This is a genomic window from Nocardia sp. SSK8 (assembly GCF_037034205.1).
Classification (GTDB): domain Bacteria; phylum Actinomycetota; class Actinomycetes; order Mycobacteriales; family Mycobacteriaceae; genus Nocardia.
Genome location: NZ_JBAGKD010000014.1, coordinates 148,026 through 162,303 on the forward strand (window position 1 = coordinate 148,026; position 14,278 = coordinate 162,303).

At 71.0% G+C, this 14,278-nt stretch carries 14 protein-coding genes; 8 read left to right on the forward strand and 6 right to left on the reverse strand.

The annotated features are described in order from the left end of the window. Positions 1-6: 6 nt before the first annotated feature. Both WA675_RS23485 and WA675_RS23490 read left to right on the forward strand, forming a co-directional pair. Positions 7-816: an alpha/beta fold hydrolase gene (locus tag WA675_RS23485; RefSeq protein ID WP_336087157.1), complete on the forward strand. Its 810-nt coding sequence runs from the start codon at positions 7-9 to the stop codon at positions 814-816. Next, positions 810-1,247 carry a GbsR/MarR family transcriptional regulator gene (locus tag WA675_RS23490; RefSeq protein WP_336087158.1) on the forward strand — a complete coding sequence of 146 codons (438 nt, stop codon included), beginning with the start codon at positions 810-812 and terminating at the stop codon, positions 1,245-1,247. Before WA675_RS23485 ends, WA675_RS23490 begins: the two co-directional genes overlap by 7 nt. Before the next feature lie 135 nt (positions 1,248-1,382). Here WA675_RS23490 and WA675_RS23495 read toward each other — a convergent pair whose 3' ends face one another. Next, positions 1,383-2,066, reverse strand: coding sequence for a hypothetical protein (locus tag WA675_RS23495; protein ID WP_336087160.1), 684 nt, complete (start codon positions 2,064-2,066; stop codon positions 1,383-1,385). Between the two features lie 372 nt (positions 2,067-2,438). Between WA675_RS23495 and serC the strand changes: the two genes are divergently transcribed. From serC to WA675_RS23510, 3 genes are all read left to right on the forward strand, one after another. Beyond that, a complete protein-coding gene (serC, locus tag WA675_RS23500) occupies positions 2,439-3,560 on the forward strand; it encodes a phosphoserine transaminase (protein WP_336087162.1) in 1,122 nt (373 codons plus the stop codon). Positions 3,561-3,852: 292 nt separating this feature from the next. Continuing rightward, on the forward strand, positions 3,853-4,851 hold the full coding sequence (gene sepH / locus WA675_RS23505) for a septation protein SepH (RefSeq protein ID WP_336087164.1): 999 nt from the start codon (positions 3,853-3,855) through the stop codon (positions 4,849-4,851). Between the two features lie 49 nt (positions 4,852-4,900). Further along, the gene (locus tag WA675_RS23510) at positions 4,901-5,623 is read left to right on the forward strand and encodes a DUF6928 family protein (protein WP_336087165.1); all 723 of its coding nucleotides are present in this window, start codon (positions 4,901-4,903) and stop codon (positions 5,621-5,623) included. Here the strand turns inward: WA675_RS23510 and WA675_RS23515 are convergent, their stop codons facing one another. After that, positions 5,624-5,926 carry a DUF2537 domain-containing protein gene (locus WA675_RS23515; protein WP_336087167.1) on the reverse strand — a complete coding sequence of 101 codons (303 nt, stop codon included), beginning with the start codon at positions 5,924-5,926 and terminating at the stop codon, positions 5,624-5,626. Beyond that, complete coding sequence (locus WA675_RS23520; protein ID WP_336087170.1) at positions 5,923-6,726, reverse strand: TrmH family RNA methyltransferase; 804 nt, start codon at positions 6,724-6,726, stop codon at positions 5,923-5,925. Before WA675_RS23520 ends, WA675_RS23515 begins: the two co-directional genes overlap by 4 nt. A gap of 25 nt (positions 6,727-6,751) precedes the next feature. Between WA675_RS23520 and WA675_RS23525 the strand changes: the two genes are divergently transcribed. Next, positions 6,752-7,153 carry a YccF domain-containing protein gene (locus tag WA675_RS23525; RefSeq protein WP_336087172.1) on the forward strand — a complete coding sequence of 134 codons (402 nt, stop codon included), beginning with the start codon at positions 6,752-6,754 and terminating at the stop codon, positions 7,151-7,153. On the opposite strand, the gene WA675_RS23530 is transcribed toward WA675_RS23525, so the two are convergent. After that, on the reverse strand, positions 7,154-7,585 hold the full coding sequence (locus WA675_RS23530; RefSeq protein ID WP_336087174.1) for a MarR family winged helix-turn-helix transcriptional regulator: 432 nt from the start codon (positions 7,583-7,585) through the stop codon (positions 7,154-7,156). A 68-nt stretch (positions 7,586-7,653) separates the two neighbouring features. Here WA675_RS23530 and WA675_RS23535 point away from each other — a divergent pair, with 68 nt between their 5' ends. Then, complete coding sequence (locus WA675_RS23535) at positions 7,654-7,914, forward strand: DUF2530 domain-containing protein (protein ID WP_336087176.1); 261 nt, start codon at positions 7,654-7,656, stop codon at positions 7,912-7,914. Here WA675_RS23535 and WA675_RS23540 read toward each other — a convergent pair. Beyond that, positions 7,911-9,950: a neutral/alkaline ceramidase gene (locus WA675_RS23540; RefSeq protein ID WP_336087178.1), complete on the reverse strand. Its 2,040-nt coding sequence runs from the start codon at positions 9,948-9,950 to the stop codon at positions 7,911-7,913. The two genes, WA675_RS23535 and WA675_RS23540, sit on opposite strands and share 4 nt — an antisense overlap. A gap of 119 nt (positions 9,951-10,069) precedes the next feature. Here WA675_RS23540 and WA675_RS23545 point away from each other — a divergent pair, with 119 nt between their 5' ends. Next, the gene (locus WA675_RS23545; RefSeq protein ID WP_336087180.1) at positions 10,070-10,696 is read left to right on the forward strand and encodes a TetR/AcrR family transcriptional regulator; all 627 of its coding nucleotides are present in this window, start codon (positions 10,070-10,072) and stop codon (positions 10,694-10,696) included. Positions 10,697-10,698: 2 nt separating this feature from the next. Here WA675_RS23545 and WA675_RS23550 read toward each other — a convergent pair whose 3' ends face one another. Further along, positions 10,699-13,755, reverse strand: coding sequence for a sacsin N-terminal ATP-binding-like domain-containing protein (locus WA675_RS23550; protein ID WP_336087182.1), 3,057 nt, complete (start codon positions 13,753-13,755; stop codon positions 10,699-10,701). Positions 13,756-14,278 lie beyond the last annotated feature (523 nt).

The window sequence follows — 14,278 nt, forward strand, 5'->3', positions numbered from 1 at the left end:
CAGAGAATGGTGAAACTGAATCGGCGGATGCGGCGGGCTGGGGCGGAGATCGCGTTTGCCGACGGTGGGGGTGATGGGCCGGTGGTGGTTTTCACGCACGGCGCGGGGATGGATCACAGCATGTTCGACGCGCAGGTCGAGGTATTGGCCGCGAGTGGGTATCGGGTGATCACGTGGGATCTGCGGGGGCATGGGGAGTCGGTGTCGGGGGAGGGGGTGCGGTTCGTCGGGGTGGATGCGGTGGAGGATATGGCGGCGCTGATGGCGGAGTGCGGGGTCGGGCGGGCTGTGCTGGTGGGGCATTCGCTCGGGGGGAATATCGGGCAGGCTTTCGTGCGGGCGCACGGTGAGCGGGTGGCGGGGTTGGTGGTGCTGGATTCGGCGTGGAACGCGGGGCCGTTGACGTGGGGTGAGCGGGTCGCGTTGCGGGTGGCGGCGCCGTCGCTGGCGGTGGTTCCGGGGCGGGTGTTGCCGGGGGTGATGGCTCGGGCTTCGGCGGTGACGCCGGACGCGATCGCCAGGGCGGAGGCGGTTTTCGCGCGGATGCCGAAGCGGGTGTTTCTGGATGTGTGGCGGGCTACGGTGTCGTTCGTCGAGCCGGAGCCGGGGTATCGGTGTCCGGTGCCGCTGGCGTTGCTGCGGGGTGCGCGGGATCGGACGGGCAACATCGCGACCGCGATGCCGCGGTGGGCGCGGGCGGAAGGGGTTGCGGAGCAGGTGATTCCGGGGGCGGGACATATCGTCACCTGGGACGCACCGGAGGAGACCTCTCGGGTGCTGCTGCGGACGCTCGCGCACTGGGACCTGGCGTGCTGAGCCCGGAGCGGGAACAGTTCGTCAACGCCATGGGCGACACCCTGGCGACCTGGCACCTCCCCCGCGCGACCGGCCGCGTCTACGGCTACCTGCTCCTGCACAGCACCCCGTCGACCTCCGAACAGCTGCGCGCCGACCTGTCCCTGAGCTCCGGCGCGGTCAGCACCGCCATCCGCGAGCTGGTCTCCTGGGGCCTGGCCCACACCATCCCCAGCCCGGGCTCCCGCCGCCTGCTCGTGGAAGCCGCGGGCGGCTTCGAACAACTCCTCGCCGCCAGCCACGAACGCACCCGCGCCTTCATCCGCACCCTCCGCGGCGCCGAACACCTCACCGACGACCCCGCGACCCGACGTCTGCGCGATGTCACCGACCTGTTCACCACCTACGTCGACGCGGGCGAACGAGTCCTCCGCGAGCGCGCCCAGAGGTGAGCCGACTCCTCGACGACACCCCCGATCGGCCGCTGGGCGAGCGCACCCAGGGATTGAGCCCACACCTCGACGGCGGCCCCTGCGCAAGCGCGTCGAACGGGCTGACCGAGGCGGGTCGACGAGCACCAGGCGACGTCAGCTCGGGTCGGGCCCGCGGTTCATCGACCGGTCGGTGGCGGCGCCGCGCGTCAAGGCGGCGAAGTCGAGGGCGACGGAGTCGCCCCGGTCGACGGTGAAGAAGGCGGCGGCGAGGCGGGTGCCCAGTTCTATGTAGCCGACGGCGGCCAGCGGGACGGGCTGGATGAGGCGGACACGCCAGGGGGACGGTTCGTCCCAGGCGCGTAGTTCGAGGTCCAGGCGCAGGACCGGGTCGTCGCGGCCGGTGTAGTCGGCGGCGATGGGGGCTACGGCGAGGACGGTGGCCTCGGCGCGGCGGCCGTTGGCGAGAATCTTCGCGGCGGCGCTGCGGCCGGATTCGGGGACCTCGGGGACATACAGCACCACCCGGTCGCGGTCACCGGGGTCGACCCGGCAGCTCACCGCGTCGCCGGGCTGCATCCACTCCAGGTCCTGGCTGCGTACCCGCTGACGAACCCGCGCGTCGTAGGCGAGTTCGCCGGGAATTCGCACCCGCACCGAGAAGCGATACCCGCCCTCACCCCGCCGCGATCGCACCGAGAGCACCGTCGCGGTAGCGGGCATCCCCCGCATCAACAGCTCCCGCCGCGCCCCCTCCGTCAACAACCCCGGTCGGCGCCCCAATGCCCACGCGATCCGGTCGACCAGGCCCCACCCCGGATCGGCCACAACAAGGCTCATCCCGGAAGAGTAGACCGAACCCCGGCCCCACAAGGGCAAATTCCCCGCACCCGCACAACCACCCGAATCACACACCGCCACCTCCCCGCACTCCCAGCCACACAGCACCCCCGAAGTGCGTCACCTCCCGCACTCCCCAGCCCCGCACATCCCGACCCCGAGGAGGGATCCGCCGCGCAGCGGCGGGTCGCGGCCGGGTCGCCGGTCAGCGCTCGAAGCGCATGCGCCGCAGGCGCGAGTCTCGAGCGCTGACCGGCGGCCCCCAGGGGCCGCGACTCGAGCGCGCCAGCGCTCCAACAAACACAGTGGCCCGTCTCACAGGCGGGCACCCACCACCACCACGACAATCCCCCGACCACTAAACTCGCCCGCATGACCAGTGCGTTCCCGACGATTCCCGCCGACCTCAAGCCCGCCGACGGACGGTTCGGCTGCGGCCCTTCCAAGGTCCGCCCGGAGCAGCTGCAGTCCCTGGTGACTGTGGGCGCCTCGGTGTTCGGCACCTCCCATCGCCAGAAGCCGGTCAAGGACGTGGTCGCGCGCGTTCGCAACGGCCTGCGTGAGCTGTTCTCGCTGCCCGAGGGCTACGAGGTCGTCCTCGGCAACGGTGGCACCACCGCGTTCTGGGACGCCGCCGCGTTCGGCCTGATCCGCGAGCGTTCGCTGCACCTGACCAACGGCGAGTTCTCCTCGAAGTTCGCCTCGGTCGCCAAGGGCAACCCGTTCATCGGCGACCCGATCGTCGTCTCGGCCGAGCCGGGCAGCGCGCCCGAGCCCGTGTCGGACCCGAGCGTGGACCTCATCGGCTGGGCCCACAACGAGACCTCCACCGGTGTGTCCATCCCGGTGTCGCGTCCGGCCGGTTCGGAGAACGCCCTGATCGCCATCGACGCCACCTCCGGCGCGGGCGGCCTGCCGGTGAACATCGCCGACTCCGACGTCTACTACTTCGCCCCGCAGAAGTGCTTCGCCGCCGACGGTGGCCTGTGGATCGCGATCATGAGCCCGGCCGCGCTGGCCCGCGTCGCCGAGATCAAGGAGTCGGGTCGCTGGACCCCGGAGTTCCTGTCGCTGCCGATCGCCATCGACAACTCCACCAAGGACCAGACCTACAACACCCCGGCGCTGGCCACCCTGCTGCTGTTCGCCGACCAGATCGAGTGGATGAACGCCAACGGCGGCCTGGACTGGACCGTCAAGCGCACCCTGGACTCGTCCTCGCGCCTGTACTCGTGGGCCGAGTCGAGCTCCTTCGCCACCCCGTACGTCACCGATCCGGCGCACCGTTCGCAGGTCGTGGGCACCATCGACTTCGACGACGCGGTCGACGCCGCCCAGGTCGCCAAGATCCTGCGCGCCAACGGCATCGTCGACACCGAGCCGTACCGCAAGCTGGGCCGCAACCAGCTGCGCGTCGGCATGTTCCCGGCCATCGATCCGGACGATGTTTCGCAGCTGACCCGTTCGATCGACTGGGTCGTCGGCCAGCTCTGAGATAAGACCGCAATCAGCGCCGGTGCGCGGTGAACCATTTCGGTTCGCCACGCACCGGCGCTTTGCCATGTGTTCGCAATATTTGCATTCTCGAGCGTCGCTAAATGATGTTGATCCATCACCAAAGTCCCTGCACAGGACCGGAATTCGGGTGGGGAGCCGCTCAGATTAGCCGGAGCGGGAGCCCCCGTGCGCGATTTCGGTCGTGCGTGTCTGCTGCCGCGGGCAAGTAATGTGCACTACTGTCTAGGAAAGTGGGCGGTGTCGTAGCCGACTCGATAAGGAGGTAACGGTGCGTGAACTTCGAGTGATCGGGGTGACGCCCGACTCCACGCACATCGTGTGCAGCGACATCGAGTCCGGTACCAAGTTCCGGCTGCCCGCCGACGACAAGCTCCGCGCGGCGGCGCGCGGCGACCTCGCACGATTCGGCCAGATCGAGATCGAAACGGAGGCGTCGATGCGTCCTCGCGATATCCAGGCCCGTATTCGAGCCGGGGCGTCCGTCGAGCAGGTCCAGGCGGAGTCCGGCATGCCAGCCACCAAAGTCGAACGTTTCGCCTACCCGGTGCTGCTCGAGCGCGCTCGCGCCGCCGAACTGGCGCAGAAGGCACACCCGGTGCGGCCCGACGGCCCCGCGGTGGAGACGCTGCACGAGATCGTCACCGCGGCCTTCGCCGAGCGCGGCCACACCATCGAGCAGGCCGAGTGGGACGCCTGGAAGGACGAGAAGGGGTTCTGGGTCGCGCAGTTACAGTGGCGGCACGGTCATTCCGAGATCGCCGCGCACTGGCGCTACCAGCCCGACGCGCACGGCGGCTCGGTCTCCCCGCTCGACGACCCGGCCACCGACCTGATCGACCCCGATTTCGGTCGCGCGCTGCGCGGGCTGGCCACCATCCTGCCCGAGCCCGCCGCCCCGGTCGTCGAGTCGCCGATCCCGGTGGAACCGCGTCCGCGCGAACAGCTCACGCCCACCGCGCGCCCGACCGCCCGCCCGCAGCCCAAGTTCGACGAGTTCTACGAGCAGCGGCAGGTCGCCGCGGGTGGTGGCACGGCGGCGATTCCGGCCGCTCCGGTCCCCGCGCCGCCGGTCCCGGCCACGCCGATCCCGGCGGCTCCGGTGCCCGCGGCGCCGAGTCAGCCGGTGGCCCAGCAGGACCCGCCGACGGCGGAGGAGCCGGTGGCGGCCGAGAAGCCCGCCCCGAAGCCCACCCGCCCGAAGCGCGGCAAGGCCCCGATGCCGTCCTGGGAAGACGTCCTGCTCGGAGTGCGCAGCTCCGGCCACTAGGCACGCAGGTACCCCGGCTCTTGTTCGATGAGGTGGGAGGTGGGTTTCTGTGCGTTCGGCTTCCACGATCTGGTACATCGATACCGCTGATCCGCTGGCGGTGCTGAAAGAAGGACCCGATCCCGATCCGGCCGCCGCGGCCGCCCTGGCCGGGCAGCTCTACAGCGAGTACGACGTGCGGCCCATCATGATCGGCACGCTGGAGGGTTGCGCGGCACCGGATCGCGACGAGGTCTACATCGGCTGCTATCCGGGCCTGACGGTCGTCTGCACGGCCGAGGCCGCCCTGGTGCGGCCGACCAAGCTGCCGGATCTGCTGGTGCGCCCGCTGGCCTCCGAGCACACCTTCCTGGTCTCGTTCGACTCCACCGTGCACTGGGGTGCGTTCGCGCACTGGGAGCGTGGGGAATTCCGGCGCTCGTTCAGTTCCACCCGGGTCGACATCCTGGAGAACGAAGGGCTGCCGATGGTCTGGGAGCGGCCCTACTGGGCCGGCGACCATCCGGTGCCGTGGCGCGGGGCCGATCATCCGGAACCGCGGTCGCTGCCGTTCGATCCGCCGGAGTTCGCCGACGCGGCCAACGACGAATGGCTCGGTTTCCGCTATCTCGGCACCGGCGCGGAGGACCTGACCCCGGGCGCGCTGGCCGTCTGCGGCTTCACGCTGTATCCGAAAGGGCGCGCGCCCCAGCCCACCCCGCATCCGGTCGCCGCGCCGCGCAGCAGGCACCGCCTGTTCGGCTGGCTGCGCGGGGCCGATCGGGTGCGGTGATCAGAGCAGGCCGCTGATCCCGTCGACCAGGATCGCCAGCCAGCCCAGCACCAAGCCCACCGCGGCCCCGGCCAGCACCCAGCGCACCACCGGCGTGTACCGCCAGCGCCACGCCGTCGGCGCCACGCCGAGCACGGCGACCGCGTTGACCGCGATCGCGATGAGCGGGTGCACCGCGGCCAGCGCGGCCCCGAAGGCGTACACCGCGACCGCGCCCAGCGCGGCGACCAGCACCACCACGGTGCCGCCCGCCGCCCACGGGACGGAGTCCGGGTCGGCGCGGTAGGGCCCGTCGGGCTTCACGAGGTCCGCACCCGCTCGTAGAAGGCCATGGCGGCGGCGGTGGCCACATTGAGCGAATCGGTGCCCGGTGACATCGGGATGCGCGCGCGAACATCGGTGGCGCGCATGGCCTCCTCGGTCAGTCCCGGCCCCTCGGCCCCGAGCAGCAGGGCGACCCGCTCGCCGGTCATGGCCGTGGCCAGATTCGCCGCCTTCGGGTCGGGGGTGAGCGCGATGATCTGGAAGCCGCGCTCGCGCAGCAGATCCAGCCCACCCGGCCAGGACGGCAGCGTCGCGAACGGCACCCGCAGCACGTGGCCCATGGACACCCGCACCGCCCGGCGATAGAGCGGATCGGCCACCCGGTCGCCGAAGAGCACCGCGTCCGCGCCGAGTCCGGCCGCGTTGCGGAACATCGAACCGAGGTTCTCGTGATCGTTGACGCCCTCGAGCACGGCTACCGTGCGCGCGCCGTCGAGCACCTGCTCGGGCGTGAGCTCGGCCGGGCGCGGGGCCACCGCGAGCACCCCGCGGTTGAGGTGGAAGCCCACCACCTGGGCCATCACCTCGGCGGTGGCGCGGTAGTAGGGGATGTCGCGGTCGGCGAGATCGTCGGCGAGGGCCTCGTAGCGCTTCGCGACACCGAGCAGCGCGCTCGGGGTGAACCGGGAATCGAGCATTCGCTGCACCACCACCACGCCCTCGGCGATCACCAGGCCCTTGCGGCCGGGTAGATCGGGCCTGCGGTCGGCGGAGGACAGATCGCGGAAGTCGTCGACCCGGGGGTCGGCGGGATCGTCGATGTCTATCACTGCGGCCACGCGCTCATCCTGGCATGCTGGACACATGAAGGTCGTACAGTTGATCTTGAACATTCTCTGGGTGGTGCTGTGCGGTTTCTGGATGGCACTGGGCTACCTGCTCGCCGCCATCATCTGCTTCATCCTCATCATCACCATCCCCTTCGGCATCGCCTCGCTGCGCAACGCGGGTTATGTGCTGTGGCCGTTCGGCCGGACCGTGGTGAGCAAGCCGAGCGCGGGCGCGGGCTCGCTGATCGGCAATGTCATCTGGTTCGTCTTCGCGGGCTGGTGGCTGGCGCTGGGGCACATCACGACCAGCATCGCGCTGGCCATCACGATCATCGGGTTGCCCTTCGCCTGGGCCAATCTCAAGCTGGTGCCGCTGGCGCTGTTCCCGCTCGGCCACGAGGTGGTCGCCGCCGACGACGCGCGCGCCCAGGTCTGATCACTCCGAGTTCGCGACGATCTCATTCATGATCGCGACGGCCTGATCCAGCACCGCGAGCTGCTGGGAATCGAGGACCGACAGCTGGTCGGTCATCCATGCCTCGCGGGCGTGGGTCTCGTCGGCGACCAGGGCCCGGCCCGCGGGCGTGAGCGAGACGATGATCTGCCTGCCGTCGGTGGGGTGCGGGCGGCGGTGCACCAGCTCCAGATCCGACAGTGAGGCGATGACGCGCGTCATCGACGGCGGTTGCACGCGTTCCTTGCCCGCGAGCGTGCCGGGCGTCATCGCGCCATCGCGCGCCAGCGTGGCGAGTGCCGACAGCTGGGTGAGCGAGATCTGCGCGTCGGTACGGCGGCCGCGCAGGTGTCTCGTGAGCCGCACGACCGCCAGTGAGAGGTCACCGGCCAGGGCGCGGACGTCGGATGGCATTGTCACAGTGCAGAACTCTACGGTACGTCCGGCTGCCGGATCGCGTTTCACCCGGCTACTGTTTGGGTATGGAAGCCGGACCCGCCACCCCCGAGATTCCGCACCTGCCCCGATACCTGGTCGATCCGCGGCCGGTGGTGCTCGCCGGATTCGCCGCCTGGCTGGTCGCCACCGCACTGTCGTGGCTGGTCCCGGCCCTGGCCGAGGCCCGGCCGGTATGCCTGATGGGGCTCGCGGTGGGCGCGCTCGGGTCCTCGATCTTCCTCGCGCAGCGGCGCTCGGCCCGCCGTGGCGACAAGGGCGCCCAGGTCGGCCTCCAGACTGATTAGGCGCTGATTTCGAACTCCGCGCTTGTCCCGACCACCGGACGCAGGGTCCCATCGACCCCGAGAACATCCACGAAATGCACGAAACGGTGTAAACCCGGCTCGACAGATGTCGGGACATCCCAGGTGAATCTCGCGATCGAGATCGCCGGGCCGCCCGAGCGCCAGTGGAAACGCACGTCCCACTCCCCCTCGTTGGCCACCCGCGTCCACTCGCCCGTGCCGGTGCGGCGCTGCACCACCAGGAAGGTGTCCCCGCGCCGCGGATTGTGCTTGGGATGGGCCGAGACGAACTCGACCGCCGCCTGTGCGCCGCGCGCGGTGCGCACCGGCTGTTCCAGCACGTCACCGAAGGCGCGGCCCGGCGGGGTGGCGTCCGGGCCGGGCGCGGTGGCGAAGTTCGGTTGCAGCGCGGAGACATCGCGCGGCGCCGGACCGCGACCCAGGGCCGCGCCCGCCACGAACGCTTCGGCCACCCGGGTGAACTCCTGCACATAGCCGCACAGGGTGTAGCGGCCGAACAGCGTCGAGGCGCCCTCGTACTGCTGGGCGTCGTACTCCTCGGGCGTGGTCACGTACTCGTGATAGGCGTTCGCGTAGCCCTGCAACAGCACCTGATCCACCGCCACGCCGAGCACCTGGGCCACCGCGCGCCGCACCCGCAGCCCGGCGACGATGGTGAACTCCGCCCCGGCCGCGGCCAGATACAGCTCACCGATCCGGATCAGCTGCACTGGAACCACATTCGGCACCCACGGCACCGGCGGCAGCAGGCCCAGCGGCGCGAAGATCGCCTTGGGCGCCTGCGCGTCGGCCAGCCAGGCGGGATGCGGGTGGTCGATACCGCCGAGGAAGTCGACCATCGGATTGCGCACGCCCTCCGGGATCGGGCCGCCGGGCAGGCCGGGACCGTCCTCGACACTGCCCGCGGCCAGCGAGACGCCCGCCGCGGCGGGCGAGGTGCGACGCGGGGCCCCGTCGGGGGTGAAGCGGCCGTCGACGGCCAGATCGGCCAGATCGACATAACACAGCAGCGCGCCGACCGGACCGTTCATCGTGACCGCCTGGCGCGCGGCGGCTTTCGAGGCGTCGTACTGGCGTTCGCCGATGATGCGGGTATTGGCGAACTCGTCGGTGGTCGGCCCGTCACCGGGGCGCAGATTCAGGTTCGGTGACATATCACCGGCATTGGTCTGGGCGAAGGCGGCGATATAGCCGGGCCTGCCGTCGAGGTGCCGGACGCCGTGCTCGAGCTGTTCGGCGGCGTAGCTGGCGTAGCCCTTGTTGTCGGCGCTGATCAGGCGGTTGGCGTTGGTCATCGAGGTGTTGTGGGTGGCGAACCAGGTGAGCGCGCCCACCTCGCGCCCGTCACGGCGGAACACCAGCGTGGTGACCGCCGGGTCGACCGCCTCGGGGAACACCGCCCGGTCCTCGGCGGGATTGCGCTCGAAGGCCACCCGGGAGCGGTTCACGCTCGCGTCGCGCAGGTGCGCGCGGCCCAGCGCGATCGTGCCGGGCCCGAAGTCGGCGTCGGCCGCCTCGATGGCCTCGACGATGCCCGCCACCTCGGCGTCGTAGACCTGCTGCTGGAAGCCCAGCGTGGCCAGGGTGTAGGCGTAGTCGTGCGCGGAACCGCCGCAGCTCGCGTGGGTGTGGGTGGAGGTGAGCACGACATTGCGCTCGGTGTACCGATCGCCGAAACGCCGCGCGAGCGCGTGCAGCACCCCCGCGTGTACCGAGCCGAACACCGCGCCGTTCTCCACCGCCACATAGGCCACGCGATCACCGCCCGCGCCGATGACGAAAGCGCGCGCCCGGGGGCGCAGATGAATTCCCGCGGTGGTCTGTTCGAGTTGCGAGTAGCCCATCATCCCGCATTCCGCGGCGGGTCCGGTGAGATCGGCGATGCCCGTTCCGAATTCGAACTCACCGCTTTTCGGATTCGCGCGGGCCGCGGGCGCGCCCGGCATCGACACGAGCGGCACGGCGGCGGCACTCAGCGCCGAGGCGGCGAGCACAGTGCGGCGGGACAGGGGCATCAGGCGACTCCTTCGCTACTTCCGTTTCGGAGACAACCACATCAACTGGTCATATGTCCAGGATTTTCTGGCGGACCGGCGAATTGACTGTTCGCGACGCGAGCGCTTAACTCGCACACGTGTCCTCCCGATTGAGCGTCGAAGAACGACGAGCCCACCTGATCGAGGCAGCGATCGGTCTCGCCGAGAAAAAGGGCGTCGCGGGCGTGACCACGCGCGATGTCGCCCAAGCGGCCGGCGTCTCGCTCGGAGTGGTGCATTACTGTTTCGAAAACAAGGACGCGCTGATGACCGAGCTGGTCAAAGCGCTATCGATCGAATTGCGCGATTCCGTGGACGCCGAAGAGTCGGTATGGGAAGACGTCGGAACCGGAAAAGAAGCGCTTCAGAAATTGGTGCGACGTGCGCTGGAGCTGATGTGGCGCAACATCGAAGCCACTCCCGAACGTCAGCTGCTCACCTACGAGACCACCACCTATTCGCTGCGTGAGGGGGAGGCCACCCCCGCCAAGATCGCGATCGCGCGCGACCAGTACGGCTTCAACGACAGCACCGTGGCCGATGTGCTCGACCACTGCCGCGAGGCCACCGAGACCACCTGGGACACGGCGGTCACCGAGCTGAGCCGGTTCAGCCTGGCCGTGATCGACGGGATCGTGCTGCGCTGGCTGGTCGACGACGACAGCGAGTCGGTGCAGACCCAGCTCGACCTGCTCGCGGCCATGATCGCCACGCACGTGGCCTGAGGTCAGCCGCGCGGCACCTGCACGTGCACCACGCCGTCGGCGTACCACCACGGCACCCGCACGGTGCCGGTGATCGCCCCGCGCAGATGCACCTCGAGGGTGTCGTGCAGGACCAGTTCGCCGGTGGTGTCCGGCGGTGACCACAGCTGCCGCAGCACCACGCCCAGCGGCTCGGCGGCCCAGCTGGTTCGCCTGCCCGCACCGAGGATTTCGGCGCTGACCTCCTCGGAGACCAGCGGCAGGTCCAGCAGCGTGGCCAGCGCCTCGGCGTGCTCGCCCGCGATCAGCCGCTCGGTCGGGACCACCAGACCGAAGCTGGGCTGGTCCAGGATCATGGCCGTGCTCGCGGCGACGACCGCGCCCGACAGCGCCCGGACGTGTTCGGGGAGTTCGAGATCGCGCGGGTCCAGGGTGCCGTCGGCGACGGCGGCGGCCAGCCGGGTGTGAGTGCGCGCGACGGTGTCCGGGGCGGGGGTGTTGGCGGGGTCGGCGAGGGCGTCGAGGAGTTCCTCGGCGAGGCCGGCGGTCATCACCTCGGGACGCACCAGCAGCGGGCGCAGGGCGTCGAGGTCGCGCGCGTCGAAACCCTCGGCGGGGAAAGCCGGGAGCAGACCGGCGAATTCGGTGTCGTCGGGGTGGCGCAGGCGGCCCAGCGGGATGCCGTCGAGCTGGGCGTGGCGGTGCAGCCACCAAGCGGTGTAGCCGTCGCGGTCGGCGAGCAGGGCGCGGGTGCGCGGCTCGGCCAGCAGGTGGTGCAGGGCGGTGGCCCAGCGGTTCTCGTCGACCAGGTCGAGGTCGCGGACGGCGGCCAGTTCCCGGGGGTCCTCGGAAAGCGAGTCCCACCAGGCGGGTTCGTCGTCGAGGTCGTGGTCGGGTCCGACCGGGTCCGGTTCGGTGCGGACGGCGAAATCCCAGCCGACGCCGATCGCGCGCAGGGCCTGCTCGCCGTATTCGGCGACCGTCGCGGCGGCCACGGTGCCGAAGGGGGCGTCCTCGGCCAGCACGGCGGCCAGCGGGGCGTCCGGGAGCAGGAGTTCGTCGGCGGGGCGCAGGTCGCCGGTGTCGTCGGGGAGTTCGAGCTGGCCGAGCCAGTGCGGGAGTTCGTGCGGGGTGGCGAACGGGGCCAGCTGGAGGACGGCGGCGACGGTGTCCGGGTCGGCCGGGTCCTGGTCGAGCAGGTCGCGCAGGCCGGGGTCGGTGAGCAGGTCGTCGGCGGAGGCGCTGCGGGCGCCCAGGCGCGACAGCAGGGCGTGGGTGGCGTCCGGGTGCACCAGGCGGGCCCAGTGCACCGGCACGGCCACGGTGAGCTGGTCGTCGAGGACGACGGTGCGCGGGCCGGTCACCACCCGACCGTCGGCCAGCGGGACCGCGAGGGCGCCCAGTTCCTCGGCGATCCGGGAATCGGTGACGAAGGGTTCCAGCGCGGCGTAGAACCGCTGCCACCAGCGCGGTGCGCGATCCAGTCCGCTCGTCGCCTCGGCGAGGGCGGCGGGGCCGAGGCGGTGAACGTCGAGGACGGAGAGTCTGTCCTGGTGTTCGCGGCCGGAGAGTTCCGGGATCAGCAGGGGGCCGGTGATGTCGGCGAGGATCGGGGCGAGTTCCGGTGTGAGATCGGGGAAGACGGTAGCGCGGGTGGGGGTGACCACGTCGGCTCGTCGTAGATCGCGGGCGACCGGCGCCGATTCGAGGGTTCCGTCGAAGGTGCCGAGGAGAGGGTCCGCCGAGGAAACACCGTGCGCGGGGCCGTGACTCGCGATGGTAGGGCGGATCGTCGTCGCGTCGTCCGGGGCCGAGTGGCCGGTGTCGGCATCGGCGGGCGCGTCGGCACGAATCTCGGTGTCGGCGGGCGCGTCGGCACGAACCTCGGCATAGGCAGGCGCGTCGGCAACAACCTCTGCGTCGGCGGGCGCGTCCGCACGAACCTCGGCATAGGCAGGCGCATCGGTCAGGAGCAGGGAGTCGGTGGGATCTGCCGGGCAGACCGGGAGCCAGGGGTGGGTGCGGAGTTCGGTGATGATGGCTTCGCGGAGGAGAGTGTCGGCTTCGCTGCGGGGGAAGCCGGGGGTGGGGACCAGGGTGAGGCGGTCACGGGGCGGGAGGGCGCGGGCGAAATCGGCGTAGCCGGAGGCGATTTCGGCGAGGTGGGCGCCGGGGAGGATGCGGCGGCGGTCGGGTTGCATGGGGATGTCGGCGACGAGCAGGGCCGGGAGGGAGAGTTCCTCGTCGGAGCGGGTGGGGGCGCGCAGGACATCCGGGGCGGCCGGGGTCGGGCGGCCGTGGCGCAGTGGGAGCAGCCAGCGGGCGCGCCGCGTGCGGAATTGCCACCAGGTGCGGGTGGTTCCGGACGGGAGGGTGATGGTCAGTTCGTCGAGTTCGCCGAGATCGGTGACGGTACTGGTGAACTCGTCGTCGCCGATGTGGATGCGGTGCAGCGCGGGCAGTTCCAGGAGCAGGTCCGGGGCCTCGGCGCGCATCGCGTCGAGGAGGGCGTCGGCGTCGATGTCGTCGCGCAGGTGGACGACGATCTCGGTGTCGAAACCCTCGGGCGGGGTGGTGGGCACCGGCCAGGCCAGGCGCAGCACCGGGGGCGCGATCGCGGACAGGTCATCGGGGACGGCGATCCCGTTGTCGTGCAGGGCATTCAGCGTGGCGGTGCGCGAGAACCGGATCGATCCCGTCGACGACCGCACCTCGACTTCGTCGCCCACCGCCCGCACCGCCGTGAACCCCACCCCGAACCGCCCGACCTGCGCGGCATCCCCCTTCCCCGACGCCCGCAACGCCGTCAAGGCATGCACACCCGAAATATCCAGCGGCGCACCGGTATTCGCGACATGCAGGCGCCCGTCGAGCACCCGCACCGTCACCGCCCCGGCGACCCCGCCCTTCGCCGCCGCATCGGCCGCGTTCTGCGCCAGCTCGGTGAGCAACCGATCCCGGTACCCCGCGGCCACGAGATCGGCCTCACTGGCACTGTCCTCCCGCAACCGCGTCGGCGAACCCCGCCACGCGGCCAGCACCCCGTCCCGAAGCCCCCCGGTCCCGAACGGATCCGCCACTCCGTTCAGCGCGTCACCGGCAATCCGTGCCCCACATCGACCCCATCCTCCGCCTGCGCATCCCCACCGGCACCCTGCTCGGCGCCAGCGCGCTCCGCACCGGCGGACTCGTCCGCGCCGGACTCCACCGCGGCAACTGCCGCTTCCTCGGCGGAGGCGGTCTCCGAACCCGGCTCGGAAGTGGTGTCCCGAGCGGGCGACGGATCGGATTCACCCGTGGCCGGAACGTCGGCCTCGGTGGTGGTGATCGCCGACGAACCGGCGGTCTCGATGTCGACCGGCTGCTCGGTGGCGGTCTGCTCAGCCGGGGCGGACTCCGCGACGGGACCAGCTTCGACGGTGGCCGAGCTCGGTGCGGCATCGGTGGCGTCTGCTTCGGCGCTGACCGTCGGCTCGGACTCCGCGACAGGCGCGGCGTCGGTGGCAACCGAGCTCGGTGCGGGATCGGTGGCGTCTGCTTCGGCGCTGACCGTCGGCTCGGACTCCGACACGACCGGGGCGGGCTCCGCGACGGGACCGGCCT

What these genes read in the sequence shown, in the direction of transcription:
- WA675_RS23525 (WP_336087172.1), top strand. Translation starts at nt 6,752, where the DNA reads ATGAAGGTCGTACAGTTGATCTTGAACATTCTCTGGGTGGTGCTGTGC.
- serC (WP_336087162.1), top strand. Translation starts at nt 2,439, where the DNA reads ATGACCAGTGCGTTCCCGACGATTCCCGCCGACCTCAAGCCCGCCGAC.
- WA675_RS23540 (WP_336087178.1), bottom strand. Translation starts at nt 9,950, where the DNA reads ATGCCCCTGTCCCGCCGCACTGTGCTCGCCGCCTCGGCGCTGAGTGCC.
- WA675_RS23530 (WP_336087174.1), bottom strand. Translation starts at nt 7,585, where the DNA reads ATGCCATCCGACGTCCGCGCCCTGGCCGGTGACCTCTCACTGGCGGTC.
- WA675_RS23535 (WP_336087176.1), top strand. Translation starts at nt 7,654, where the DNA reads ATGGAAGCCGGACCCGCCACCCCCGAGATTCCGCACCTGCCCCGATAC.
- WA675_RS23485 (WP_336087157.1), top strand. Translation starts at nt 7, where the DNA reads ATGGTGAAACTGAATCGGCGGATGCGGCGGGCTGGGGCGGAGATCGCG.
- WA675_RS23495 (WP_336087160.1), bottom strand. Translation starts at nt 2,066, where the DNA reads ATGAGCCTTGTTGTGGCCGATCCGGGGTGGGGCCTGGTCGACCGGATC.